Genomic DNA, 26,069 nt, shown 5'->3' with positions numbered 1-26,069 from the left:
CCCGCTCCGACGCCTGCACCTGCACCCGCTCCGACGCCTGCGCCTGCACCTGCTCCGACGCCTGCACCGGCGCCTGCACCGGCGCCTGCACCAGCACCAGCACCAGCGCCCGCACCTGCGCCCGCGCCCACACCTGCGCCTGCGCCTGCGCCCGCACCGGCCCCGACGCCCGAGCTGCGCGGCGTCGAACTGGCGCAGACCCATGTGATCCCGGCGGGCGGCCGCACGCTGCAATCGCCCAACGAGGTCAAGAACAACACCAGCCGCAAGCTGCAGCTGGTGGCCGATCGCCCCGCGCTGCTGATGCTGGAACCGGCCGGCGGCGTGACCACGCTGGTCGTGCGCGCGAAGCTGGCGGACGGCCGCACGCTGGGTCCGCTGACGATGAACGCGCCGGGCAAGCTGCCCGCGGCGGACGGCGGCGGTGCCGCCTACTCGACGGTCAAGTACAGCGCGCTGCTGCCTCGCGAGTGGTTGCAGATCGGTGCGACGCTGGAAGTCGGGAACGTCGATTTCTCATCGCCGCGCAAGGTCGCCTTGACGGTCACGCCGGCGACGACGCTCAAGCATCACACCGTCCCGATGTACCTCTTCGGCGCCCGCGCGGCGCAGTCGGTCGTGGCGGACTTCAAGCTCGGCGTCGCGTCGACGGCCGGTTATGCGATCGACGTCGAGTACCGCGAGAAGCTCCCCATCGCGAAGCTCGACACGCGCGTGGCCGGCGCGGTCACGATCGATCAACTCGCGGTGCCCGGCCGCAACGACGACAGGTTCTGCTATCCGGCGATGACGGTCTCCTCGTGGGCCGACTACCGCGCCATCGACGGCGACACCAACGCGCGCATGCTGCGCATCCTCGGCGACATGCGCGGCTGGACGGGCAACCGCGACGGTTCGTTCGCGGCGGGCTTCTACGGCTTCGTCCAGACGATCACCGGCGGCAAGCAGGTCGCGGCCTCGACCGGCGGCGGACTCGGCGGCGGCGGTGTGGCCGTGTCGGGCGGAGACTACCGGCCCGACACGATCTACTCGGCGATCTTCAACCACGAGATGGGCCATGCCTACGGGCTGCCGCATGCGGACGCCGCCGCGGACGCGGGCGACGATCCGTATCCGATGGGCACGAAGAGCGGCTCCAGCTGGGGCTTCGACAGCGTGAAGCAGCAGTTGCTCACGACGCGCGAGTTCAGCGGCCAGGACTGCGGCGCGCGCACCGTGGGCGGCGTCTGCTACCAGCGCACGCCGATGTCCGGCGGCGACGACGACCGCAATGCGCAGACGTACCGGTGGAACGCGTTCTCCGACTACCAGGCGGCCATCATGCAGCAGGGCTTCCTGGACAAGCTGTTCCCGGACGCGAGCTTCGACGGCGGCTACAAGCGCTGGAACCGCACGACGGGCGCGTTCGAGAAGGTCTCCAACGACGACCGCGCGCGTGCGGGCACCGACGTGCTGCAGCTCGACCAGCAGGTGCAGACGGTGATCGGCACGGTGTCGCACTTCAACCTGGCGCCGACCGCCAACACGATGGTGGTGACGCCGGCGTGGACCGGCAACCTGCCGCAGCGCATGGACCCGACGGTGCAGGCCGACATCGACCGCATCCTGAGCGACAAGCCGGGCGGCTGGAGCGGCTACTACTGCGTGTACAACGGCTGCGACTACACGCTGGTGGCGACCTATGCGGACGGCACCGTGTTGCGGCATCTGCTGCCGATCGGCTATCGCGACTTCAACCGTCCCAACGATGCGACCGGCTACAAGCGCGGCGCGAAGGACTCGACGAGCGGCGACAACTTCGCGACCTACGCGGTGAACCTGCCGACGGGCCGGGGCGGATTGACCAAGGTGCAGCTGTTCAGCACGCCGCATGGGTCGCAGTGGCAGACGCGCTTCACCGCGATGGCCGCGGCGGACTTCGGCGGCAGCCTGCCGCTGGTGAACGAATGGACGCCGGCGGACGGCGCCACCGGCGGCAAGGGCGCGCCGGGCACGACGCAGTTCGACACCGCGTCGTGCAAGGCGGGCGCGGCGGTGAAGCGGCCCGCGCGCTGAGGCAGCGCGGCGAGGGCGCTCAGTCCGCCGACATGTTGGCGCTGCGCGCCACCTTGCCGAGCCGCTCGTACTCCGTCGCCGACAGCGTCGCGAGTTCCGCGGCGGTCGAGGACTTCGGCGAGAAGCCGGCGGCGATCAGCTTCTCCTTCACGCCCGGATCGGCGAGCGCGGCCTTCAGCGCCTGTTCCAGCCGGCGCACGACGGGCGCCGGCAAGCCGGCGGGCCCGTACACGCCGAACCACGGCTCGATCGCATAACCCGGCAGGCCGGCCTCGGCGAGCGTGGGTACATCCGGCAGCGCCGGGTTGCGCTGCGAGCCGGCGACGGCCAGCGCGCGCAGCTTGCCGGCCTGGATGTGCGGCAGCGACGCGGGCAGGTTGTCGAAGGCGACCGGGATCTGACCGCCGATCAGGTCGGTGATCAGCGGCGCGCTGCCCTTGTAGGGCACGTGCACCCACTCGGTGTGGCTGAGCTGCCCGAACAGCACGCCCGCCAGATGCATCGAGGTGCCAGCGCCAGCGGTGCCGAACGGCATGCCGGGGTTCTTGGCGGCGTGCGCACGCAGCTCGGCGACGGTCTTGACCGGCACGGACGGCGAGACCTCCAGCACGATGGTCGAGTTCCCGAGCAGCCCGATCGCGCTGAAGTCCTTGCGCGGGTCGAAGGCCATCTTCTTGTAGATGTGCGGGTTGAGCGCGTTGGTGGAGATGGCGCCCATGCCGACCGTGTAGCCGTCGGGTGCGGACTTGGCGACGGCGTCCATGCCGAGGTTGCCGCCGGCGCCGCCGCGGTTCTCGACGACGACGGCCTGCCCCAGCGTCTGCGCCATGTGCGCGCCGACGGTGCGGGCGACCAGGTCGGTCGTGCCGCCGGCCGCGTAGGGCACGATGAAGCGGATCGGCTTCGAGGGGAAGTCCTGCGCCAGCGCGGGGAGGGCGCCCATCAGGCCGATGGCGCTGATCGCGGCGGAGGTGATGAACGCGCGGCGCGAGCGGCCGTGCGTGAAGCGGGGATGGGTCATGACGTCTCCTGATCTTGTGGGAGTCATGAGACGTCGATTCCCCGCAGGGGGCGAAGCGTGATTACCCGAGCGATCCGCGCGGCGGACGCGCAGATCGCCCGGGCTTCAATCGGGCTCGAATCAATCCGGCTTGACTCAGTCCGGCTTGATCTTGGCGGCGGTGATCAGCTTCGTGTAGCGCTCGCGTTCCGCGTGCAGGTGCTTGGCGAAGGCGGTGGCATCGCCGGGCGTGCTCTCGCCGCCGGCCTGGGCCAGGCGTTCCTTCACTTCCGGCGACTGGGCGGCCTTGACGGCGGCGGCGCTCAGTGCGGCGAGCACCGGCTTGGGCGTGCCGGCCGGCGCCATCAGGCCGTACCAGACCGAGGCCTCGAAGCCGGGGAAGCCGGACTCCGCGATCGTCGGCACGTCGGGAAACAGGGCGGAGCGCTTGGCGCTCAGCACGGCCAGCGGGCGCAGCTTGCCGCTCTTCCAGTGCGGCAGGATCTCGAGCGCGTTGAGCGCCACGACGGGCACCTGGCCGCCGATGACATCGGTGAGCGCCTGGGCGCCGCCCTTGTAGGGCACGTGCATCAGGTTGATCTTCGCGGCGCTGGCGAACAGCTCGACCGCGAGATGCGGCGTGGAGCCGTTGCCCGGCGTTGCGTAGCCGACGGATTCCGGCTTGGCCTTGGCGGCCTCGATGAGCTGGGCGAGCGTCTTGTAGGGCGACTCGGGGTTGACCGCGATGATGACCGGCACGCGGCCGATCAGGGCGACCGGGGCCAGGTCTTTCTCCACGTCGTAGGGCGGCGGCTGGTAGAGGGCCATGTTGGCCGCGACGGCGTTGGCGGCCATCAGCAGCGTGGCGCCGTCGGCCGGCGCGGTGACGACGCCGCGGGCGGCGATGTTGCTGCCGCCGCCGGGCTTGTTGTCGACGATGACCGGCTGCTTCAGCTCGGTCTGCAGCCGCACGGCGACGGCGCGGGCGACCACGTCCACGGCGCCGCCGGCGGAGTAGCCGACGACGATCTTGACGGGACCGGGCGGGAGGGTCTGCGCGAACGCGAGCGGAGCGGCGAACGCCAGTGCGGCGCCGGCCCAGAGGAATGCTTGTCTCTTCATGGGGACCTTGTGGGGGAATCGGCGCCGGGGGACGGCGCGCGGAGGGCAGGACCGGGAAGATCCGCCCGCGCGCATTCTGGTCGGGGACCCCGCCGCGACCAATGCCGGAACGGCGCTAGCTGTTATGCCGGGGCGGCATGGCTGAAAAGCTCAGCGCTTGCGCTTCCCCTTCGACGCGAACAACGCCTCCGCCTGCTCCAGGAACATCCGCGCCAACGGCGCGCGCGGGCTTTGCGCGCTCCAGACGAAGCCGCTCTTGCGGACCGGCGCCGTGGCGGGCAGCGGCACCTTCCGGATCGCCAGACCGCTCGACCACAGCGCCGACCAGTCCGGCAGCAGCGAGATGCCCAAGCCCTGGTCCACCATCGCGGCGATGGACATCAGGCCGTTGATCTCCAGCCGGCGTCGCGGGGTCAGGCCTTGCTGGCGCAGGTAGCGGTCTGCCAGTTGTCCGCCCAGCACCGAGCGGTCGTACTGGATGAAGGGCTCGGTGCGGAGCAGGTCGTGCGCGTCGCGCCGTGCCAGCGCCTCGGGCGCCACCACGACCAGCGGCTCGGTCATCAGCTCGCGCCACTCGCAGGTCTTGGGGATCGCGAACTGCGGCTCCACGACGACGGCGGCGTCGAGGTCGCCGGCCGCCACCATCCGCACCAGCTCTGTCGACGCGTTGGAGACCACCGAGACCGAGAGGTCGGGGTGGCTCTCGTACAGGCGCCGCAGCACCGGCGGCAGCACCGTCGTCAGCGCCGAGACGAAAGCGCCCAGTCGCAGTTCGCCCAGTTGCACCTTCTCGTTGGCAAGCGCGCGCAGGTCGCGCTCCTCGCGCAGCATGTTGCGGGCGCGGTCGAAGATGTTGAGCCCCGCCGCCGTCGGCTTCACCGAGCGCCCGGAGCGTCGGATCAGCGCCGTGCCGAGGTCGTCCTCCAGCGCCTTCAGCCGCGCGGCGACCGCCGGCGCGGTCATGTCCAGCCGCCGGGCGGCCTCCGCGATGGAGCCGCATTCCACCGTCGTCACGAAGCTCTGTACGTAGCGCAGATCCATCCCGTCGTCCTTCGTCGCGCCGGTCCCGGCCGGCGCTCCGGAACATAAGGAATTTTTTGCTCTGAAGCAATGGGAAGCAAATTGTTCTCAGGTCGAGTTTGACGAAACATGCGACCCACAACAACGCCATCCACCCGGCCAGGAGACAACATGCCCCGCTCGTCCCATCCGAAATCCGGTGTCGACAGACGCCAGGTCCTCGCCGCCGCGGCAGGCGTCGCGGCGTCCTCGCTCGCCCTGGGCGGCCCCGCCGCCGCGGCGACCTGGCCCGACAAGGTCATCACGATGATCGTCCCGTTCTCGCCCGGCGGCGCGACCGACATCATCGGCCGCATCCTCGCGGCGGAGCTTTCCGTCGGGCTGGGCAAGCAGGTCATCGTCGAGAACCGCGCCGGCGCGGGCGGCAACCTCGGCGCGCAGGCCGTCGCCAAGGCCGCGCCCGACGGCTACACGATCCTCATGGGCGCGATGACCTCGCACTCGACCATCGCGACCCTGGAGAAGGGCAAGGTCCGCTACGACCTGGTCAAGGACTTCCAGACCGCCGCCGTCGTCGGCAGCGTGCCGCTGGTCTTCGTGGCCAACACCGGCGTGCCGGCCAAGTCGCTCAAGGAGCTCGTCGCCTACATCCAGGCCAATCCGGGCAAGGTGTCCTTCGGCTCGTCCGGCGCCGGCGCGCCGCAGCGCATGGCCTCGGAGATGCTGAAGCTGCAGGGCAAGCTCGCCACCGAGAACATCCCCTACCGCGGCAGCGGCCCCGCCGTCACCGACCTGATCGCCGGCCAGCTCCAGTTCATGGCCGAAACCGTGCCGGCGGTGCTGCAGTTCATCAAGGGCGGCAAGCTCACGCCGCTGGCGGTGGCGGCCGCCGCGCGCGATCCCAGCCTGCCCGACGTGCCGACCACGGCCGAGGCCGGTTTCCCCAACCTGCTGGTGACCTCCACCTTCGGCGTGCTGGTGCCGGCGGGCACGCCGCCGGAGGTCGTGTCGCGCCTGAATGCGGAGATCTACAAGGCGCTCAGGAAGCCCGAGGTGCTGGCACAGTTGGCCCAGCAGGGCGTGGTGGCGCAGGCGCCGCTGACGCCGGCGGCCTCGCAGGAGCGCCTCAAGGGCGAAGTGACGAAATGGGCCAAGGTCATCGCCGCGGCCAACATCAAGGCAGACGAGTGAGCCTCTCATGAGCGATACCCCCAAGGGCCTGAAGAAGGGCCTCACCAACTACGGCGACCAGGGCTTCTCGCTGTTCCTGCGCAAGGCCTTCATCAAGGGCGCGGGCTACACCGACGACGCGCTGGACCGGCCCGTCATCGGCATCACCAACACCGGCAGCAGCTACAACCCGTGCCACGGGAACATGCCGCAGCTGCTGGAGGCGGTGAAGCGCGGGATCATGCTTGCCGGCGGGCTGCCGATGGACTTCCCGACGATCTCGGTGCACGAGAGCTTCTCGGCCCCGACCAGCATGTACCTGCGCAACCTGATGTCGATGGACACGGAGGAGCTGGTGCGCGCGCAGCCGATGGACGCGGTCGTGCTGATCGGCGGCTGCGACAAGACGGTGCCGGCGCAGCTGATGGGTGCTGCCTCGGCGGGCATTCCGGCGATCCAGCTGATCACCGGATCGATGCTCACCGGCAGCCACCGGAGCGAGCGCGTCGGCGCCTGCACCGACTGCCGCCGCTACTGGGGCAAGTACCGCGCGGACGAGATCGACGACCAGGAGATCGCCGACGTCAACAACCAGCTCGTCGCCAGCGTGGGGACGTGCTCGGTGATGGGCACGGCCAGCACGATGGCCTGCGTGGCGGAAGCGCTGGGCATGACGGTGCCGGGCGGCGCCTCGCCGCCGGCCGTCACGGCGGATCGCATCCGCGTGGCCGAGCAGACCGGCGCGCAGGCCGTGGAGTTGGCGCGCAAGGGACTGACGATCGACAAGATCCTCACGCCGGCCGCGTTCGAGAACGCGCTGCGCGTGCTGCTTGCGATCGGCGGCTCGACCAACGGCATCGTGCACCTGACCGCGATCGCGGGTCGGATGGGCATCGACATCGACCTCGCCGGGCTGGATCGCCTCGGGCGCGAGACGCCGGTGCTGCTCGACCTGAAGCCGTCGGGTCAGCACTACATGGAGGACTTCCACCACGCGGGCGGCATGGCGACGCTGCTGCGCGAGCTCAAGCCGCTGCTGCGCCTGGAGGCGTTGACGGTCACCGGACGGACGCTGGGCGAGGAGATCGAACGCGCCGGTGAGGGCTTCAAGCAGGACGTGGTGCGTCCGTTCGACCGGCCCATCTATCCGCAGGGCGGCCTGGCCGTGCTGCGTGGCAACCTGGCCCCGGGCGGCGCGATCATCAAGCAGTCGGCGGCGGATCCGAAGCTCATGGAGCACGAGGGCAGGGCGGTGGTCTTCGAGAACAGCGCGGACCTCGCGGCGCGCATCGACGGCGACGATCTCGACGTGACCGCCGACGACATCCTGGTGCTGAAGAACATCGGACCGAAGGGCGCGCCGGGCATGCCCGAGGCGGGCTACATCCCGATCCCGCGCAAGCTGGCGCGGGCCGGCGTGAAGGACATCGTGCGTGTGTCCGACGGCCGCATGAGCGGCACCGCCTTCGGCACCATCGTGCTGCATGTGACGCCGGAAGCGGCGGTGGGCGGCCCGCTCGCCCATGTGCGCAACGGCGACCGCATCCGCCTGAGCGTGAAGCAGCGGGAGATCGCGTTGCTGGTCTCCGACGAGGAGCTCGCGAAACGCGCCGCGGAGAACCCGGTCGTCGAGCCGACGGCGGAGCGCGGTTATCGCAAGCTGTTCCTGCAGACGGTCACGCAGGCGGACCAGGGCGTGGACTTCGACTTCCTGCGCGCGGTGAAGACCACAGGCAAGGCGCCCGAGGACCGCTGAGGGCTTCTGCACTTCCACCGCCGCTGGCCCTCACCCCCGCCCTCTCCCGCTAGCGGGAGAGGGAGTGAGAATGCACCGAGCTGAACTGGCGGCGCCACCCTTCTTGCTCCCTCTCCCGCTTGCGGGAGAGGGTAGGGGTGAGGGGCGCGCGCAGCGCGCGCGGTCTGGGCAGTCAGCCCGGCTGGGTCAACTTGACGATCGCCGGCTGCACGATCGCGCCGAACGCCTTCGGGTCATCGACCGCGCGGGCCATCAGCATCGCGCCGTGCACGATCGCCATGAACGCGCGCGCCGAGTTCGCCGGGGTACCCCCGAGGTGGAACTGGCCGGCGGCGGCACCGCGTTTGAGCACGCCGGCGAGCCAGGTGTTCAGGTCATTGAAATGACCGCGCACCTCGACCGCCACTTCCTCGGGGATGGTCGGCATTTCCGTCGCGAGCATCGCGCAGATGCAGAACGGGTGCTCGCCGCTGCGGATGCAGCCGGCCCAGTAGTCCGCGTAGGCGTTGAGCTCCGCCACCGGGTTGTTGATCTTCTGCACCATGCCGGCGAGGCCGTTCCTCGCTTCTTCCCGATAGAGCGCCACCACGCGCTGCACCAGCACCGCCTTGCTCGGGAAGTGATGATGGATGCTGGCCTTGGTGATCTTGACCCGTTCGGCCAGGTCGGCGTAGCTGAAGCTGTTGTAGCCGCCCGAGACCAGCAGCGAACGCGTGTGCGCGACGATCTCGGCGGCCTTGGGGGAAAGCTCGACGGTCATGGGGCCCGATTCGAATGAACGAGGCGCCATTCTACCGGTTGTCTACTAGTTGGTAGGGGGCGTCGGGGCGCCTCACATCGACTCGTCCAGCATCTTCCGGTAGTCGCTGGCCGAGGCTTCGCGCGGATTGGTCTTGTGGGTGTGGTCGTGCAGCGCGCGCTCGACGATCTGCTCGTGGAGGTCGACCGTCACGCCCATCGCCCCCAGGCCCGCGGGCAGTCCCAGGCGCTGGTTCATCGCCTTGACCGCGCCGGCGAGTTCGTCGGCCGGCGTGCCCTCCTGCAGATTCATCGCATGGCCCATGCGGGCGATCTTGTCGTCGCGCCGCATCGAGTCGTGCATCCCGTTGAAGCGGATCACCGCCGGCAGGAACACCGCGTTCAAGGTGCCGTGGTGGAGCTTCGGCATCAGCCCGCCGAGCGCATGGCTCAGCGAATGCACGCAGCCCAGCCCCTTCTGGAAGGCGAGCGCGCCCATCGTGCTCGCGGCCATCATGTCCAGGCGGGCGTCGATGTCGTCGGGATGCGTGGTGGCGCGCTCGATCTGGCGCCAGCCGCGGCGCAGGCCTTCGAGCGCGATGCCGTCGGCCGGCGGATTGAAGGCCGAGGACATGAAGGTCTCCATGCAGTGCGCGATCGCGTCCATGCCGGTCGCCGCCGTCAGCGCGGCGGGCAGCTTGCGCGTCAGCTCGGGATCGCAGATGGCCGACCGGGGCATCAGCGCCCAGTTGTGGAAGCCGAGCTTGCGGCCGTCGTCCACGATGATGATCGCGCCGCGCGCGACCTCGGAGCCGGTGCCGGCCGTCGTCGGCACGGCGATCAGCGGCACGGCCCTGTCCGTGATGTTGCCGGCGCCGCCGAGGATGGTGGCGAAGTGCGTCAGCGGGCCGTCGTGCCTCGCGGCGATCGCGACGCCCTTGGCCAGGTCGATGCTCGAGCCGCCGCCGACCGCGATCAGCCCGTCGCAGCCGTGGGTGTGGAACAACGCGACGGCCTCGCGCACCGCGGCCTCGGTCGGGTTGGGCGGCGTGCCGTCGTAGACGGGCAGGGCGGCCGCGGCGATCGGCGAGGCGGTCCAGGCCTCGAGGACCAGGTCCAGCACGCCGGCGGCGCGCACGCCCGCGTCGGTCACGATCTGCGGCCTGGCGATGCCGGCGCGCGCGCATTCCGCGCCGATCAGCCGGCGCGCGCCGGCCTCCAGGTGGATGTGGGTGAGGTACTGGATCAGGGCCATGGGCGAGGTCCTTTGCCTGGTGATGGCGGGCCGCCCCGGCGGCGGTCCGCGTTGTCTGGGAAAATCCCGCGATTGCGGCTTGGCAACAGCCGAGCCTACGCCCTGGAGTTCCCGTTGAGTAGCACCTTGTTGACACCGCGGATGGCCGCGGTGCTGGAGCGCATCCACCGCGCCAACCGTCCGTCGTTCCACAGCCTCACGCCCCGGCAGGCCCGCATCGCCTACCTGATGGGGGCCGAGATCCTGGACCTGCCGCGGGCGCCGCTGCCGCGCATCGAGAACCTGGCCATCCCCGGTCCCGCCGGCGACATCGCCGCGCGCCTGTACGCGCCGCTCACCCGCGAGGACGCCGCCGCGCGGGACGCCCGCGGCCTGCCGGTGCTGCTGTATTTCCACGGCGGCGGCTTCGTCATCGGCAGCCTCGAGACCCACGACAGCCTGTGCCGCCAGCTGGCGCTGCGCACGGGCTCGGCGGTGATCGCGGTCGACTACCGCCTGGCGCCCGACCATCCGTTCCCTGGGGCCGTCGACGACTGCTGGGCGGCGCTGGAATGGCTGGCGACCGCGGCTGCGGATCTGGGCCTGGACCGGGCGCGCATCGCCGTCGGCGGCGACAGCGCCGGCGGCACGCTGGCCGCGGTGACGGCGCTGCATGCGCGCGACATCCGTGACCGGTTGGGCCTGTCGCTGGTGATGCAGCTGCTGATCACGCCCGGCGCGACCGCGCATGCGGACACCGATTCGCATCGCCGCTTCGCCAAGGGCCATCTGCTGGACGCCGACACGATCGCGTGGTTCTTCAACCAGTACATCCCGACGGCACAGCGCGACGACTGGCGCTTCGCGCCGCTGCAGGCCGAGGACCACGGGGATCTGGCGCCTGCGACGCTCATCCTGGCCGAGGCCGATCCGCTGGTCGACGAAGGCATCGCCTACGCCGACCTGCTGCGCGCCAACGGCAACGAGGTGCGGCTGGAGCTGTACCGCGGCGTGACGCACGACTTCATCAAGATGGGTCGTAGCATTCCGGAGGCCGAGCAGGCGCTGGATGCCTGCGCGGACGCGCTGAGGACGGCCTTCGGCCTGCCGGCGCCGGTTCCCATTCCCGTTCCCGAGACGACGACTTCTTCGACCCCGACTGGGGCTTCCGCATGAGCACCACCGCCACCGATGCCGGCATGAGCCGCGACCGCTTCCGCTTCTTCGAGCGCCTGCGCGTGCGCTGGGCCGAGATCGACGCGCAGCAGATCGTCTTCAACGGCCACTACCTGACCTACTTCGACACGGCGGTCGGCGGCTACTGGCGCGCGCTGGCGCTGCCGTACGCGCCGACGATGCAGTCGCTGGAGGGCGATCTGTTCGTCCGCAAGTCGACGATCGAGTACCTCGGCTCGGCGCATTACGACGAGCTGCTCGACATCGGCGTGCGCACCGAGCGCGTCGGCACGACCTCGATGACGGTGAGCTGCGCGGTGTTCCGCGGCGACGAGTGCCTGGTGCACGGCGAGCTGGTCTACGTCTTCGCCGACCCGGCGGTGCGCCTCCCCAAGGCGGTGCCGCAGGCGCTGCGCGAGCTGCTGCTGGGCTTCGAGCGCGGCGAGGCGATGACCGAGGCCCGCGTGGGCAACTGGGCGACGGTGGGCGAGGACGCGCACCGCATCCGGCAGGCCGTGTTCGTCGAGGAGCAGAAGATCCCCGCCGAGATGGAATGGGATGCCGCCGACGACAGCTGCACGCACGCGGTGGCCTACAACCGGCTGGGCCGGCCGCTGGCCACGGGCCGGCTGCTGGAGCACGTGCCAGGTGTTGCCAAGATCGGGCGCATGGCGGTGCTGTCGTCGATGCGCGGCAGCCGCGTCGGCCGCCAGGTGCTGGACGCGCTGATGCAGGCGGGCAGGGCGCAGGGCTACCGAGAGGTGCTGCTGCACGCGCAGCTCAGCGCCGAGGGCTTCTACACGCGCGCGGGATTCCAGCGCCGCGGGCCGGTGTTCGAGGAAGCCGGGATCGCGCACGTGGAGATGGTGCGCGGACTCTGAACCTCCACTTCTCCAAGTCTGCCGCTATCCGAGTCATTAGCATTTGCAAATGGCTTGCTGACAGTCGATAGCAAATACTGACCCCCGCCCCTGACATCCCAGGGGAACAAGAAACCCCGCGTCGAGCCCAGGCTCGATGGGCGGTCGACGCGGGTCATGGCAGAAAATCTGGAGAAGCGATGAGTGAAGAAGGCAAGTGCCCGGTGACGGGACACGGCGGCGCGCCCGTGGCGCGGACCAACCGCGATTGGTGGCCCAACCAGCTGAACCTGACCGTCCTGCGGCAGCTCTCGAGCAAGTCCGACCCGATGGGCGAGGACTTCAACTACGCCGAGGCGTTCAAGCGCCTCGACCTCGCGGCCGTGAAGCGCGACCTGCACGCGCTGATGACGGACTCGCAACCCTGGTGGCCGGCCGACTTCGGGCATTACGGCCCGCTGTTCGTGCGCATGGCCTGGCATAGCGCCGGGACCTACCGCACGGCCGACGGCCGCGGCGGCGCCGGCGGCGGTCAGCAGCGCTTCGCCCCGCTGAACAGCTGGCCCGACAACGGCAACCTCGACAAGGCCCGTCGCCTGCTCTGGCCGGTCAAGCAGAAGTACGGTCAGCAGATCTCCTGGGCCGACCTGATGATCCTGGCCGGCAACGTCGCGCTGGAGTCCATGGGCTTCAAGACCTTCGGCTTCGCCGGCGGTCGCGTCGACCAATGGGAACCCGAGGACCACATCAACTGGGGTGCCGAAGCCAAGTGGCTGGATGACCAGCGCTACAGCGGCGACCGGGAACTCCGGCGGCCGCTGGCGGCCGTGCAGATGGGCCTGATCTACGTGAACCCCGAAGGTCCCAACGGCGTGCCGGATCCGCTCGCCGCGGCGCGGGACATCCGCGAGACCTTCGCGCGCATGGCCATGGACGACGAAGAGACCGTCGCGCTGATCGCCGGCGGGCACACCTTCGGCAAGACCCACGGCGCCGGTCCCGCGTCCCACGTCGGCGTGGAGCCCGAGGGCGCCGATCTCGCGGCGCAGGGCCTGGGCTGGGCGAACAGCTTCGGCAAGGGCCATGGCGGCGACGCGATCACCAGCGGCCTGGAAGTGACCTGGACCACCACGCCCACCGCGTGGAGCAACAACTTCTTCGAGAACCTGTTCGGCTTCGAATGGGAACTGACGAAGAGCCCGGCCGGCGCCCATCAGTGGCAGCCGAAGGACGGCGCGGGCGCGGGCACCGTGCCCGACGCGCATGACCCGACCCGGCGCCATGCGCCGACGATGCTGACGACCGACCTGTCGCTGCGCGTCGACCCGGCCTATGAGCGGATCTCGCGGCGCTTCCTGGCCCATCCGGAGCAGTTCGCCGACGCCTTCGCGCGGGCGTGGTTCAAGCTGACGCACCGCGACATGGGACCGCGTGCGCGTTACCTCGGCGCCGAGGTGCCCAAGGAAACGCTGCTCTGGCAGGACCCCATCCCGGCGGTCGACCATCCGCTCATCGACGACAGCGACATCGACGTGCTGAAGGCGCGGGTGCTGGCCTCGGGACTCACCGTGTCCCAGCTGGTGTCCACGGCCTGGGCTTCGGCCTCGACCTTCCGCGGTTCCGACAAGCGCGGCGGCGCCAACGGCGCGCGCGTGGCCCTGGCGCCCCAGAAGGACTGGGCCGTCAACCGGCCCAGCCAGCTGGCGGACGTGCTGACGGTGCTCGGCGCCATCCAGCGCGGCTTCAACGCCGACCGGGCAGGCAGCGGCAAGAAGGTCTCGCTCGCCGACCTGATCGTGCTGGCCGGCGGTGCCGGCGTCGAGCAGGCCGCGAAGGCCGCGGGCCATGCCGTGACGGTGCCCTTCACGCCGGGGCGCACGGACGCGACGCAGGACCAGACCGACGTCGAGTCCTTCGCCGTGCTGGAGCCGGTCGCGGACGGTTTCCGCAACTACCAGAAGGCCAGGTTCACCGTGTCTGCGGAGGAGCTGCTCATCGACAAGGCGCAGCTGCTCACCTTGAGCGCGCCCGAGATGACCGTGCTGGTGGGCGGCCTGCGCGTCCTCGGAGCCAATGTGGACACGGCCTCGCACGGCGTCTTCACGCAGCGGCCCGGCGTGCTGACCAACGACTTCTTCGTCAACCTGCTGGACATGTCGACGCAGTGGCGGGCGAATGCACAGGACGCCGATCTGTTCGAAGGCCGCGACCGCGAGACCGGCGCACCGCGCTGGACCGGCACCCGTGTCGACCTGGTGTTCGGATCGAACGCGGTGCTGCGCGCGCTGGCCGAGGTCTACGGGGCCGGCGACGGGCAGGGCCGGTTCGTCAGGGACTTCGTCGCCGCCTGGACCAAGGTGATGAACCTCGATCGCTTCGATCTCGCCTGAAGACGCGGCGAGCGCCTCCGCCGGGATGCCGGTGGAGGCGGCTCGCCGCCGGCCGCAGCCCCTCGACGGGCCGCGGCGCAACAACGAAGACCGCAGGAGACAACGATGGTCATCGATCCTTCCGACGAGGTCGGCGAGGAGCTTCGTGCGTTGTGGAACCAGGTGCTGGCCGAGCTCCGGCAGGTCGGCGAGGCGTGCGCCGGTCCTGAAGCGCAACGACGCCTGCGACGCATCGGTGTGCGCCGTCCCGACGTGCTCGTGGCGGGCCTGGCCGGCGAGTACCGGCGCACCCGCCAGATGGCGGTGATGGGCGGCTGCCTCCTGAACGCGATCGATGCGCCTTTTCCTGGCGGCGCATCGCCGGCGGACTGTGAGGGGCTGGCCCGGGGCTTCGAGACACTCAGCGCGACGTATGCCCGCTTGTTCGAGCGACTGGCGCCGCCTCAGGGCAGTCATCGACACACCTGGCTGGAGAGCCGCGTGAGGGTGCATCTGGCGAGGGCGGAAGCCCTGAGGCTCGCGCTCTGAAGGACCTCGCCGCCGGTTGTCGCCACGGGCCTTCGCTGCGGACCATCGTCGTCGTCATCGCGCTGCATCCAAGCCGGCGCCGTCTCCGTAAGTGGATGATGTGCGGCATCGATGCCGCGCCTTCCTCCCACCGACCCAGGAGATTTCCATGCCGCGTGCCACCCCCTTCGTCCTGTCCCTGCTCACCGTCGCCGCGCTCGGCGCCAGCGCGGGCGCGCAGGCCTCCCGACCGTCCGCTGAAGTCCTGGCCCGGCTGCCGGACCCGGCCTCCGCCATGGCGGTGAAGGACCCGGAGATCCCCGCGGCGCTGCGACCCGCGGACGGCTCGCGCAAGCTCCTGCAGGTTCACGCCGTCGGCGTCCAGATCTACGAATGCGCGCAGGGCGCCGGTGGCGCCTGGGAATGGCAGTTCCGCGGCCCTGAAGCGACGCTGTTCGACGCGCGCGGCACCAAGGTCGGCGATCACGGCGCCGGTCCCTTCTGGCGCCTCGAGGACGGTTCCCGCATCGTCGGGCAGGCCAAGGCCTCGGCTCCGTCGCCGACCGCGGGCGCCATCCCCTGGCTGCTGCTGACAGTGAAGTCGCGCAGCGGCGCCGGCGGCCTCGATCCTGTCGAGGCCGTCCAGCGCATCAGCACCGTCGGCGGCGTCGCGCCGCCGGCCCAGGACTGCGTCGCCGCGGCCGCCGCCCGGACCGTGCGCGTCGACTACAGCGCCGACTACCTCTTTTGGGGTGTCGCCCCGTCGCGGTGAGCGCCATCTTGGCGGATCATCCCGGGTCCTCGCAGTAACGCCCGGTGATGCAAGCGAATCAAGACCTCCCCCAACTGATGGCCCGCGTGGCGCTGCGCGACCGCGCGGCCTTCGAGCTCCTCTACCGCCTGACGAGCTCGCATCTGTTCTCCGTGTCCTTGCGTATGTTGAGGAATGAACAGCGCGCGGAGGAAAACCTCCAGGAGGCCTACGTGAGCATCTGGCATCACGCGCAGACCTATCGCCCCGAGGCCGGCACGCCGATGACGTGGATGATCAACATCGTCCGCAACAAGGCGATCGACCTGCTGCGCTCGCGCCGCAACGAGGACGAGCAGTCGGTCGAGCTGGACGAAGAAGCGCTCGCCGTTCCGGCGGACGCGGCCGGTGAACCGCTGCAACTGCTCGAACAGAACCTGGCCGACGCGCGCATCGGCGCCTGCATGCAGGCGCTGTCGGCGCAGCAGCGCCAGGCGCTCGCGCTGGCGTACTACCGCGGCATGGTCCACACCGAGATCGCCGAGGCGCTGCAGGCGCCGCTCGGCACGATCAAAGCGTGGGTGCGCCGGGGCCTGGACCGGCTCAAGGCCTGCCTCGAAGCCGGGGGAGTCGTCGCGCCATGAACTACCACCGACCCGAGCTGGTGGAGCACCTCTCGCGCGAGTACGTGCTGGGCACGCTGCAAGGACCTGCGCGACGCCGCTTCGTCACCTTGATGCGCGACTCCCGGCCGATCGCCGCCGCGGTCGCGCAATGGGAGCAACGCTTGGCGGTGATGGAGCGCGCGCCGGTGCCGATCCAGCCGCCCGTGTCGACCTGGCAGGGCATCGAGCAGCGTCTGTTCCCACGAACCCAGGCAACGGGTCAGACCCGGACTGGCGACACCCAAGGCGTCCTGGGCACCGTGCTGGGCTGGCTCACCGGCCGCGCCGCCGGCGGCGTCCTCGCGGGGATGCTGCTCGCGGTGGTGCTCGTCAAGACGCTGCCCACCACGGTGGGCCTGGAGCCCGCTTCGGAAGCATTGCCGGCGAGTTATGTCGGCGTGCTCAGCGCAGCGGCCGCGCCGCCGTCCGTCGTCGTGAGTTCGAAGCGGCACGGCAAGCTGCTCACCGTGAAGGTGCTGCGTCCGATCGCCGTGCCTGAAGGTCGACGCGCCACGCTGTGGGCCATCCCGAAGGACGGCGCGCCGTTCATCGTCGGCACGGTGTCGCCGTCTGGCCAGACGCAGATCGCCTTGCCGGCCGAGTCCGAGAAGCTCTTCTTCAGCGTGGGTCGCGTGGCGATCAGCCTGGAGGCGGGTGAAGGTCCCGCACCGGCGACACCTTCGGCTTTCGTGCTCGAAGGGGCGTGCGTCAAGGTGTGGTGAGGTTCGGCTGAGATCCGGCTGAACTCCCGCTGAAATCCGAGTGAGGGCGGCGCAAAGCCTGGTGCGTTCGACGAATCGTTACATCGAAATCTCGAAGCCGGTGCGTCCGCCGTCATCACAGTCCCGTAAGTCTAGAAGCAGGATGTCCTGCAACACGCTCGAGGAGCAACACATGAAGACGATGAAGCTGCTGTCCCTGGTCGCTGCCGTTTGGGCGCTGGCCGGTTCCCTGCAATCCGCGCAGGCCGCCGACATGGCGCCGCCGCCATCGGCCGCCCCCGCGCCGGCGGTGAACCGCCTGGCCACCGCGCGCCAGCTGATCGAGGCGCGTCAGTGGGAAGCGGCGCGCGACGAACTCAAGCGCGTCGACGACCGCCGCAGCGCGGACTGGAACAACCTGATGGGCTACGTGTCGCGCAAGGCCAGCAATCCGGATCTGGCGGCGTCGGAGCGCTACTACGACGAGGCGCTGCGCATCGATCCGCATCACCGCAACACGCTGGAGTACTCCGGCGAGCTCTACCTGATGAAGGGCGATCTGCCGAAGGCGCAGGCCCGTCTGGCCTCGCTGGCCGCCGAATGCAAGTCGTCCTGCGAGCAGCACACGGAACTCAAGGACGCCATTGCGCGTTACCAGGCCAACGGCAACAAGTACGTGGCCAAGGGCAACTGGTAAGCCGCCGGCTTCCACTGTTCCGGTCCCCGCTGTCCTGTTGACCCCTCTCTCGTTCCCCCGCAAGGAGCTTTGAATGAACCTCGTGAAGTCGTTGTGCCTGGGCCTGCTCGTGTCCGGCGCCGCCCTGTCGGTCGCCCACGCGGCCGAGCTGACCGTCAATCTGTCCATGGCCCAGCCCGACGGCCCCGGCGCCTCCGCCGGCACGGTGCGCATCGTCGAGACGCCCTACGGCCTGGCGTTCTATCCGCAACTGAGCGGACTGCCGCACGGCGTGCACGGCTTCCACGTGCATGAGAAGCCGTCGTGCGCGCCGTCCACCGCGGCCGACGGCACGGTCACGCCGGCCGGCGCCGCCGGCGGCCACTTCGATCCGCTGGGCAGCAAGCACCACGGCGAGCCGTGGGGCGACGGCCACCTCGGCGACCTGCCGCCGCTGTATGTCGGACATGACGGCCAGTCGTCCAACCCGGTGCTCTCGCCGCGTCTGAAGAAGATCGACGAGGTGAAGGGCCACGCGCTGATGGTCCACATGGGCGGCGACAACCACTCCGACCATCCCGCGCCGCTGGGCGGTGGCGGAGCCCGCGTCGCCTGTGGCGTCATCGGCGGCTGAGTTCCTCCAACACGAGCGCAATGCAAAGGGCCCGGAGGTTCGCACCTCCGGGCCCTTGTTCCTTGGCGAGGGGTCAGGGGACTCAAAATCCCCCGCCGACCTCCAAGTCGAGCGACCGTCAGGTCGCTCGTTGCATCACGCGACCGTCTTGGCCGTTTCCGCGTATTCCTCGATCTGATCGAAGTTCATGTAGCGGTAGACGCTGGCCTTGTCGGCGTCGATCACGCCCATCTCCTTGAGGTACTCCTCCTTGGTCGGCAGGCGGCCCAGGCGCGAGGCGATCGCGGCCAGTTCCGCCGAGCCCAGGAACACGTTGGTGTTCTTGCCCAGACGGTTGGGGAAGTTGCGCGTGGAGGTGGAGATCACCGTCGCGCCCTCGCGGACCTGCGCCTGGTTGCCCATGCACAGCGAGCAGCCCGGCATCTCGGTGCGCGCACCGGCCGTGCCGAAGGCGGCGTAGTGGCCTTCCTTGATCAGCTCGCTCTGGTCCATCTTGGTCGGCGGCGCGACCCACAGCTTGACCGGGATGTCGCGCTGGCCGCCCAGCAGCTTGGCCGCCGCGCGGAAGTGACCGATGTTGGTCATGCACGAACCGATGAAGGCCTCGTCGATCTTGGTGCCGGCGACTTCGGACAGCACCTTGGCATCGTCCGGGTCGTTCGGGCAGCAGACGATCGGCTCGGTGATGTCGGCCAGGTCGATCTCGATCACGGCCGCGTATTCGGCGTCCTTGTCCGCTTCCAGCAGGTCGGGCTTGGCCAGCCAGGCTTCGACCTTCTCGATGCGGCGCTGCAGCGTCTTCGCGTCGGCATAACCGTCGGCGATCATGTTCTTCATCAGGACGACGTTGGAGCTCAGGTACTCCTTGATCGGCGCCGGATTCAGCTTGATCGTGCAGCCGGCGGCCGAGCGCTCAGCAGACGCGTCGGACAGCTCGAACGCCTGCTCGACCTTCAGGTCGGGCAGACCTTCGATCTCCAGGATGCGGCCCGAGAAGATGTTCTTCTTGCCGGCCTTGGCGACGGTCAGCAGACCGGCCTTGAGCGCGTACAGCGGGATCGCATGGACCAGGTCGCGCAGGGTCACGCCCGGCTGCATCTCACCCTTGAAGCGCACCAGCACCGATTCCGGCATGTCCAGCGGCATCACGCCGGTGGCGGCGCCGAAGGCGACCAGGCCCGAACCCGCCGGGAACGAGATGCCGATCGGGAAACGCGTGTGCGAGTCGCCGCCGGTGCCGACGGTGTCGGGCAGCAGCAGGCGGTTCAGCCAGCTGTGGATCACGCCGTCGCCCGGACGCAGCGAGACACCGCCGCGGTTGGAGATGAAGGCGGGCAGCTCGCGGTGCGTCTTGACGTCGACCGGCTTCGGATACGCGGCGGTGTGGCAGAAGGACTGCATCACCAGGTCGGCCGAGAAGCCCAGGCAGGCCAGGTCCTTCAGCTCGTCGCGGGTCATCGGGCCGGTCGTGTCCTGCGAACCGACGGTGGTCATCTTGGGTTCGCAGTAGGTGCCCGGACGCACGCCCTGACCCTCAGGCAGACCGACCGCGCGGCCGACCATCTTCTGCGCCAGCGTGAAGCCGGCCTTCGTTTCAGCCGGCGCCTGCGGCAGGCGGAACAGCGTCGAGGCCGGCAGGCCCAGGAACTCACGCGCCTTGGCGGTCAGCGAGCGGCCGATGATCAGGTTGATCCGGCCGCCGGCGCGGACTTCGTCAAACAGCACGTCGCTCTTGAGCTTGAACTCGGCGACGGTCTGGCCGTTCTTCACCAGCTTGCCGTCGTAGGGCAGCACGTCGATGACGTCGCCCATCTCCAGGCCGCCGACGTCCACTTCGATCGGCAGCGAGCCCGAGTCTTCCTGCGTGTTGAAGAAGATGGGCGCGATCTTGCCGCCCAGCGTCACGCCGCCGAAGCGCTTGTTCGGGACGAAGGGGATGTCCTGGCCCGTGGCCCAGATCACCGAGTTGGTCGCCGACTTGCGCGACGAACCCGTGCCGACGACGTCGCCGACGTAGGCCACGATGTGGCCCTTCTTCTTCAGCTCCTCCAGGAACTGCATCGGGCCGCGCTTGCCGTCTTCCTCGGGCTTGAAGGCCGCGTCGGGACGCGTGTTCTTCAGCATCGCCAGGTAGTGCAGCGGGATGTCCGGGCGGCTCCAGGCGTCCGGCGCCGGCGACAGGTCGTCGGTGTTGGTTTCGCCGGGGACCTTGAAGACGGTGACGGTGATCTTCTTTTCCACTTCAGGGCGCGAGGTGAACCACTCGGCGTCGGCCCAGCTCTTCATCACTTCCTGGGCCTTGGCGTTGCCCGCCTTGGCCTTGGTCGCGACGTCGTTGAAGTAGTCGAACATCAGCAGGGTCTTCTTCAGACCCTCGGCGGCGACGCCGGCGACTTCGGCGTCGTCCAGCAGCTCGATCAGCGGATGCACGTTGTAGCCGCCGACCATGGTGCCCAGCAGCTCGGTGGCCTTGGCCTTGGAGATCAGCTCGACCTTCAGGTCGCCGTGCGCCACGGCGGCCAGGAAGCTGGCCTTGACCTTGGCGGCGTCGTCCACGCCTGGGGGCACGCGGTGGGTCAGCAGGTCCAGCAGGAAGGCGCCTTCACCGGCGGGCGGGGTCTTGATCAGTTCGATCAGCTCGGCCACCTGCTTGGCGTCGAGTGGCAGCGGCGGGATGCCGAGCGCGGCGCGTTCGGCTTCGTGTTGGCGGTAGGCTTGCAGCATGCGAACTCCAGTCTCTGTGGTCTTTGCTTGGGTCGGAAAAACGGGTCTGTCGTCGGTCACGGCGCGCTGGGCACGATGACCTTGAGGCCCTTGAAATAGTCTCGGAAGAATCCCTGGTCGCGGGTGATCAGGCCGTCGCACTGCAGCATCGCGTGCGCGCCCACCAGGAAGTCGGGCATGGCGCGCGACGAGGCGGCATCCGCCCCCTTGTCCGCGTTCTTCTGCGCCAGCCGTTGCTTGAACTTGCGTTGCATCTCGCCGGCGCGGATCGCGGCGCGCTGGTCGATGGCCAGGAAGCTCAGGCCCATCTCCTCCAGCGCGTCCATCACCTCCGAGCCGTGGCCCAGGCCGGCGGTCACCTCGGACAGCACGACGTCGCACAGCACCACCGGACCGCTAGACAGCGCCAGGCGCAGCGCGGCCTCGGCCGCGTCCGCGCCGGGCGCGTCGCCCAGGAGGTCGATGAGGACGGAGCTGTCGACGGCGATCATCGGTTCAGGCGGCCTTGCCGTCGTCCGTGGTTTCTTCGGTCGCCTCATCCGGGGCCCGGCCGCGGAGGTCGCGCATGACGTCGTCGGTGGCGGTGCCCTCGGGCAGCTTGAAGCGGCCGCGGGCGCGGGAGATGGCGTCGTCGACGTTCTTGCGCAGGATGATGCGCGCGCCGTCGAGCTCGACCTTGAGCGTGGTGCCCTTGGTCAGCCCCAGCGCGTCGCGGACGGCCTTGGGCAGGGTGATCTGACCTCGTTCGGCGACGGTGGCTTCCATGCGGGCTCCTGGCGATGCTGGGAGATGAGGCGACGACTCTGGCGGATTCATGACCGTTCAGTACGTCAGCGCACCGTGGGTATGAATCAGAAAGTATGCATGAATTGTACGTACTTTCGGGTTCTGAAAGCCAGTGCCAGGCCCGAAGCCCGACCAGCGCGGTATGGATAACAAAAAGCCGCCTCGAGGGCGGCTTTGAGAGGCGCGGGAGCGCTTTACTGCGCGCTCGGCGTGATGCCCAGACCGCCGCCGGCCGGGGCCGACGAGGCGCGCGCGGCTTCGATCGCGGCGCGCTGTTCCGGGTGGACGCAGTCGTCGACCAGACGCTGGCCGGCCTTCACGTCCAGCAGCATCGACTTGTTGGCGATCTGGACCATCAGCGTGCGGCCGGTGACGTCTTCCAGGCGCAGGGCGCCGGTGGTCGACAGCACGGGCTTCATCACGAAGGTGTCCTTCTTGAAGGCCACGTTGATGTAGCCGACGTCCTTGGCGTTCGGTTCGATCGTGATCGACTGCTTGAACTCGCACTCGTACAGGCCGAGGTAGGCGCGCTTGGCGGCGGCCAGCTGTTCCTCGTTCGCTTCCGGCAGCGGGGGCGGCGGGGCCTTGACCGGGGCGGCCTTCTTGGCGGTGGTCGTCTTCGCGGCGGGCTTGGCAGCGGCAGGCTTCGCCGGCGCGGGCTTGGCGGCGGGAGCGTTGGTGGCGGGCTGGGCGGCGGCGATGCCGGCGGTCAGCGTGAGCGCGGCAGCAGCGGCGCCGGAGAGGAGGAGGGCGGTCAGTCGCATGGGAGGAGCGTGGAAGTTGGACCTGGGGGACCTGAAGGGCCTTGGATCACCGGCCGAAGCAATGGCCGGAAAAACGAAGCGCCGGGGTTCGGCGATGCGCGATTGTGACTGCGGGCACGTCCCCTGAAGTGGGGTTTTAATGTGTCAAACCGTTGAGCAACGCTAGGGTCTTCACCGGGTCAGAGCGGTGACGGACGCGGTGCGAACCAAGCCTGTTCCACCTCTGTCGGGAGGTGCTGGCCGGTGCCGTGGGCGCGCTGCAGCAGATGCCAGAACAGTCGGTAACTCGCGCGGTCGTGGAGCATGTCCCGGTGTTGGATCGGCGCCCACTCCGCGGCCTGAGCCGCCCGCAGGATGTCGATCGCTTCGTCGATCTCCGCGACGCTGGGCGAGAACGCGTCGATGATGGGCTGAATCTGGTGGGGGTGGATGCTCCACATCCGCGTGTAGCCGAATTCGCGCGCGGCGCGCTCGGCGGCGGACTGGATCGCGCGCTCGCTCTTGAACTCGGTGACGACGCAGTGTGACGGCGTCTTGGCGTAGCTGTGCGCCGCGGCCGAGATCGCCAGCTTCGCGCGCTGCACCAGCGGGTGCGTGAACTGGCCCTCGACCGTCAGCGCCGAGCGGGGGATCGCGCCGCGATGCGCGGAGACGAAGTCCATCAGCCCGAACGACAGCGACTCGATGCGCGGATGCGCGGCGATGGCCATCACGTCGCGCAACGCGCCGTGGGTCTCGATCAGCGTGTGCAGCGGCAGCGGCTTCTTGATCGCGTGACGCTTCAGGCAGTCGTCGATGAAGGCGATGGCGTGGCTCAGATCATCGATCCCCTCGGGCTTCGGGATCATCAGGAACGCGAGCTTCTCGCCGCCGCCGGCGATCACCGCCTCGACGTCGGCCTCGAAGGCGGGGTGTTTGAACGGATGCACCCGCACGCCCACGCGCCCATGCGCGTTCAGCGGGCCGTTCAGGAGGTGCAGCACCAGCAGCATGTGCTCGGCCTCGCCGCCGACCGGCGCGCCGTCCTCGCAGTCCAGCGTGATGTCGAACACCGGCCCCATGCGCACCTGCAGCTCCAGGCTCTTGATCATGCGCGCCTCGACGCCGCAGTAGTGGTCGACGACGGGCAGCACGACGGGTGCCTGACCTTCTTCGAACAGGGCCTGGGCGGGAGTGAGGAGGGTGGTCATGGGGTGGGCGAAAACTGGAAAGAAGAAGGGCCGACCCTCTTGCGAAGGTCGGCCCATCGAGTGTCGCTCAGCGGGGCGGCCCCGAGAGGCCTCCGCATGGCATCACGTGCTTAGAGCAGATGCTTCACGCCGTTTTGCTCTTCCAGCAGCTCGTCCAGCGTCTTCTTGATCGCGGCTTGCGAGAACTCGTCGATCTCCAGGCCTTGGACGATCTTGTACTCGCCGTTCTCGACCGTCACCGGGTAACCGAACATGACTTCCTTCGGGATGCCGTAGGAACCGTCCGACGGGATGCCCATCGTGACCCACTTGCCGTTGGTGCCCAGGGCCCAGTCGCGCATGTGGTCGATGGCGGCGTTGGCGGCCGAGGCGGCCGACGACAGGCCGCGGGCGGCGATGATCGCGGCGCCGCGCTTGCCGACGGTCGGCAGGAAGGTGGTGCGGTTCCACTCTTCGTCGTTGATCAGGGCCTTGACCGACTGGCCGTCGATGGTGGCGAAGCGGTAGTCCGCGTACATCGTCGGCGAGTGGTTGCCCCACACGGCCAGCTTCTCGATGCCGGCCACCGGCTTGCCGGTCTTGGCGGCGATCTGCGAGGCGGCGCGGTTGTGGTCCAGGCGCAGCATGGCGGTGAAGTTCTTGGCCGGCAGGTCCGGGGCCGACTTCATCGCGATGTAGGCGTTGGTGTTGGCCGGGTTGCCGACCACCAGCACCTTGACGTTGCGCGAGGCCACGGCGTTCAGGGCCTTGCCCTGCGTGGTGAAGATGGCGCCGTTGATCGACAGCAGTTCGGCGCGTTCCATGCCCGGGCCGCGCGGACGCGAGCCGACCAGCAGGGCGTAGTCGGTGTCCTTGAAGGCGGTCATCGGGTCGCTGTGGGCCTCGATGCCGGCCAGCAGCGGGAAGGCGCAGTCTTCCAGCTCCATGATCACGCCCTTGAGCGCGTTCTGGGCCTTCTCGTCGGGGATCTCCAGCAGTTGCAGGATGACGGGCTGGTCCTTGCCCAGCATCTCGCCGGAAGCGATGCGGAACAGCAGGGCATAGCCGATCTGGCCGGCGGCGCCGGTGACGGCGACGCGAACGGGTTTCTTGCTCATCAGGGTCTCCGAGAAGTGCGAGTGAATGATGCGTGAGGCGCAGTCCGCGCCAGCGGCGGCAAGTGTAGGACAGCACGGCCTCGGCACGGATCGCGATAGGGTCTTCTTCGCCCACCGGTGTGGGGAGCTGCCCCCAAAAGTAGCGCCTCCGCATTGCGCGAAACTGACACTCTTCTGTCTTATATAAGACTAATACGGTCGGACTCCCTCCTCAGGGTGGACGCTGTCTCCGGGTTTGTGCTCGAATCGCGCCCCATGTCGCCCCCCGCCGCCCCGGTCCACCCCGTGACGCCGCTCAATGAGCTGGCGCGCGCGGAAGCCGCGCCGTCGTTCAGCCCGCTGTACCGCCAGATCAAGGGGCTGATCCTGAAGGGGTTGCAGGCCGGCGAGTGGAAGGCGGGGGAGACCATCCCCAGCGAGATGGATCTGGCGGCCCGCTTCGGGGTGAGCCAGGGCACCGTGCGCAAGGCCGTCGACGAACTCGCCGCCGACAACCTGCTGGTCCGCAAGCAGGGGAAGGGGACCTTCGTCGCCACCCATGCGGAACAGCAGCAGCAATACCGCTTCCTGCGCCTGACGCCCGACGCCGAGGAGGCCTCGTCGCTCGGCCGTCAGCTGCTGGACTGCAAGCGCCAGCGCGCGCCGGCCTTCATCGCCAAGCTGATGCAGCTGCGCGCCGGCGATCCCGTGATCGAGATCCGCCGCCTGCTGCACAGCGGCGGCCATCCGGTGGTGCTCGACGACATCTGGCTGCCCGGCGCGCTGTTCAAGGGACTGACGACCGAGCGGCTGCTCGAGCATCGCGGCCCGTTCTACAGCCTGCTCGAAACCGAATTCAACGTGCCCATGATCCGGGCGCAGGAAAAGATCCGTGCGGTCGCGGCGGAGGCAGACGCCGCCGCGCTGCTGCAGGTAGCGCCCGGCAGCCCGCTGCTGAGCGTGGAGCGGCTCTCCTTCACCTACGGCGACAAGCCGGTGGAGTTGCGCCGCGGTCTCTACAACACTTCCCACCACTTTTATCGCAACAGCCTGAACTGATGCTTTCGCGTTGCG

The 26,069-nt window shown here is 69.4% G+C and carries 24 protein-coding genes; 13 read left to right on the top strand and 11 right to left on the bottom strand.

What is annotated here, in order from left to right; translation table 11 throughout:
* The first annotated feature begins 204 nt into the window (after positions 1-204).
* Entirely contained in the window at positions 205-2,055 is a 1,851-nt protein-coding gene (locus tag VF536_RS15655) for a M66 family metalloprotease (RefSeq protein WP_331615789.1), read from the top strand.
* A 19-nt stretch (positions 2,056-2,074) separates the two neighbouring features.
* On the opposite strand, the gene VF536_RS15650 is transcribed toward VF536_RS15655, so the two are convergent.
* From VF536_RS15650 to VF536_RS15640, 3 genes are all read right to left on the bottom strand, one after another.
* Positions 2,075-3,076, bottom strand: coding sequence for a Bug family tripartite tricarboxylate transporter substrate binding protein (locus VF536_RS15650; RefSeq protein ID WP_414710391.1), 1,002 nt, complete (start codon positions 3,074-3,076; stop codon positions 2,075-2,077).
* Between the two features lie 135 nt (positions 3,077-3,211).
* Entirely contained in the window at positions 3,212-4,177 is a 966-nt protein-coding gene (locus VF536_RS15645; protein ID WP_331615788.1) for a tripartite tricarboxylate transporter substrate-binding protein, read from the bottom strand.
* Between the two features lie 150 nt (positions 4,178-4,327).
* Positions 4,328-5,218, bottom strand: a complete 891-nt coding sequence (locus tag VF536_RS15640) for a LysR family transcriptional regulator (protein WP_331615787.1) — start codon at positions 5,216-5,218, stop codon at positions 4,328-4,330.
* A 150-nt stretch (positions 5,219-5,368) separates the two neighbouring features.
* Between VF536_RS15640 and VF536_RS15635 the strand changes: the two genes are divergently transcribed.
* Positions 5,369-6,388, top strand: a complete 1,020-nt coding sequence (locus VF536_RS15635) for a tripartite tricarboxylate transporter substrate binding protein (RefSeq protein ID WP_331615786.1) — start codon at positions 5,369-5,371, stop codon at positions 6,386-6,388.
* A gap of 7 nt (positions 6,389-6,395) precedes the next feature.
* Complete coding sequence (locus VF536_RS15630; RefSeq protein ID WP_331615785.1) at positions 6,396-8,123, top strand: IlvD/Edd family dehydratase; 1,728 nt, start codon at positions 6,396-6,398, stop codon at positions 8,121-8,123.
* A 172-nt stretch (positions 8,124-8,295) separates the two neighbouring features.
* On the opposite strand, the gene VF536_RS15625 is transcribed toward VF536_RS15630, so the two are convergent.
* Together VF536_RS15625 and VF536_RS15620 are read right to left on the bottom strand one after the other, a co-directional pair.
* Positions 8,296-8,883, bottom strand: a complete 588-nt coding sequence (locus VF536_RS15625) for a TetR/AcrR family transcriptional regulator (RefSeq protein ID WP_331615784.1) — start codon at positions 8,881-8,883, stop codon at positions 8,296-8,298.
* 72 nt (positions 8,884-8,955) lie between these two features.
* Positions 8,956-10,116, bottom strand: a complete 1,161-nt coding sequence (locus VF536_RS15620; RefSeq protein ID WP_331615783.1) for an iron-containing alcohol dehydrogenase — start codon at positions 10,114-10,116, stop codon at positions 8,956-8,958.
* A gap of 141 nt (positions 10,117-10,257) precedes the next feature.
* Between VF536_RS15620 and VF536_RS15615 the strand changes: the two genes are divergently transcribed.
* The 9 genes from VF536_RS15615 to sodC all read left to right on the top strand — a co-directional run bounded on the left by VF536_RS15615 (position 10,258) and on the right by sodC (position 18,455).
* Positions 10,258-11,271 (top strand): alpha/beta hydrolase, encoded by a 1,014-nt coding sequence (locus tag VF536_RS15615; protein ID WP_331615791.1) that lies wholly within the window; start codon positions 10,258-10,260, stop codon positions 11,269-11,271.
* Entirely contained in the window at positions 11,268-12,152 is an 885-nt protein-coding gene (locus tag VF536_RS15610; RefSeq protein WP_414710390.1) for a YbgC/FadM family acyl-CoA thioesterase, read from the top strand. Before VF536_RS15615 ends, VF536_RS15610 begins: the two co-directional genes overlap by 4 nt.
* Before the next feature lie 179 nt (positions 12,153-12,331).
* A complete protein-coding gene (katG, locus tag VF536_RS15605) occupies positions 12,332-14,521 on the top strand; it encodes a catalase/peroxidase HPI (protein ID WP_331615782.1) in 2,190 nt (729 codons plus the stop codon).
* Positions 14,522-14,626: 105 nt separating this feature from the next.
* Complete coding sequence (locus tag VF536_RS15600; RefSeq protein ID WP_331615781.1) at positions 14,627-15,049, top strand: hypothetical protein; 423 nt, start codon at positions 14,627-14,629, stop codon at positions 15,047-15,049.
* Positions 15,050-15,197: 148 nt separating this feature from the next.
* Positions 15,198-15,800 carry a DUF3455 domain-containing protein gene (locus VF536_RS15595; protein ID WP_331615780.1) on the top strand — a complete coding sequence of 201 codons (603 nt, stop codon included), beginning with the start codon at positions 15,198-15,200 and terminating at the stop codon, positions 15,798-15,800.
* A 47-nt stretch (positions 15,801-15,847) separates the two neighbouring features.
* Complete coding sequence (locus tag VF536_RS15590; protein ID WP_331615779.1) at positions 15,848-16,423, top strand: sigma-70 family RNA polymerase sigma factor; 576 nt, start codon at positions 15,848-15,850, stop codon at positions 16,421-16,423.
* Positions 16,420-17,166 carry an anti-sigma factor gene (locus VF536_RS15585; protein ID WP_331615778.1) on the top strand — a complete coding sequence of 249 codons (747 nt, stop codon included), beginning with the start codon at positions 16,420-16,422 and terminating at the stop codon, positions 17,164-17,166. Before VF536_RS15590 ends, VF536_RS15585 begins: the two co-directional genes overlap by 4 nt.
* Positions 17,167-17,338: 172 nt before the next feature.
* The gene (locus tag VF536_RS15580) at positions 17,339-17,842 is read left to right on the top strand and encodes a tetratricopeptide repeat protein (protein ID WP_331615777.1); all 504 of its coding nucleotides are present in this window, start codon (positions 17,339-17,341) and stop codon (positions 17,840-17,842) included.
* Positions 17,843-17,915: 73 nt separating this feature from the next.
* Positions 17,916-18,455 carry a superoxide dismutase [Cu-Zn] SodC gene (gene sodC, locus VF536_RS15575; protein WP_331615775.1) on the top strand — a complete coding sequence of 180 codons (540 nt, stop codon included), beginning with the start codon at positions 17,916-17,918 and terminating at the stop codon, positions 18,453-18,455.
* A gap of 135 nt (positions 18,456-18,590) precedes the next feature.
* Here the strand turns inward: sodC and acnB are convergent, their stop codons facing one another.
* From acnB to VF536_RS15545, 6 genes are all read right to left on the bottom strand, one after another.
* Positions 18,591-21,179: a bifunctional aconitate hydratase 2/2-methylisocitrate dehydratase gene (acnB, locus tag VF536_RS15570; RefSeq protein ID WP_331615774.1), complete on the bottom strand. Its 2,589-nt coding sequence runs from the start codon at positions 21,177-21,179 to the stop codon at positions 18,591-18,593.
* A 56-nt stretch (positions 21,180-21,235) separates the two neighbouring features.
* The gene (locus VF536_RS15565) at positions 21,236-21,670 is read right to left on the bottom strand and encodes a type II toxin-antitoxin system VapC family toxin (protein WP_331615773.1); all 435 of its coding nucleotides are present in this window, start codon (positions 21,668-21,670) and stop codon (positions 21,236-21,238) included.
* Positions 21,671-21,674: 4 nt separating this feature from the next.
* Positions 21,675-21,944: an AbrB/MazE/SpoVT family DNA-binding domain-containing protein gene (locus tag VF536_RS15560; protein WP_331615772.1), complete on the bottom strand. Its 270-nt coding sequence runs from the start codon at positions 21,942-21,944 to the stop codon at positions 21,675-21,677.
* Positions 21,945-22,159: 215 nt separating this feature from the next.
* Positions 22,160-22,729 carry a hypothetical protein gene (locus VF536_RS15555; RefSeq protein ID WP_331615771.1) on the bottom strand — a complete coding sequence of 190 codons (570 nt, stop codon included), beginning with the start codon at positions 22,727-22,729 and terminating at the stop codon, positions 22,160-22,162.
* A gap of 179 nt (positions 22,730-22,908) precedes the next feature.
* A complete protein-coding gene (locus VF536_RS15550; RefSeq protein ID WP_331615770.1) occupies positions 22,909-23,919 on the bottom strand; it encodes an HpcH/HpaI aldolase/citrate lyase family protein in 1,011 nt (336 codons plus the stop codon).
* A 110-nt stretch (positions 23,920-24,029) separates the two neighbouring features.
* Positions 24,030-25,016: a malate dehydrogenase gene (locus VF536_RS15545; RefSeq protein WP_067273725.1), complete on the bottom strand. Its 987-nt coding sequence runs from the start codon at positions 25,014-25,016 to the stop codon at positions 24,030-24,032.
* 255 nt (positions 25,017-25,271) lie between these two features.
* On the opposite strand from VF536_RS15545, the gene VF536_RS15540 reads away from it, so the two are divergent.
* Complete coding sequence (locus tag VF536_RS15540; RefSeq protein WP_331615769.1) at positions 25,272-26,054, top strand: GntR family transcriptional regulator; 783 nt, start codon at positions 25,272-25,274, stop codon at positions 26,052-26,054.
* Positions 26,055-26,069 lie beyond the last annotated feature (15 nt).

Origin of the sequence: Roseateles sp. (assembly GCF_036486225.1) — a bacterium.
GTDB lineage: Bacteria > Pseudomonadota > Gammaproteobacteria > Burkholderiales > Burkholderiaceae_C > Roseateles.
The sequence above is the reverse complement of the archived record's forward strand: the minus strand, read 5'-3'. Positions and strand labels throughout refer to the sequence as shown.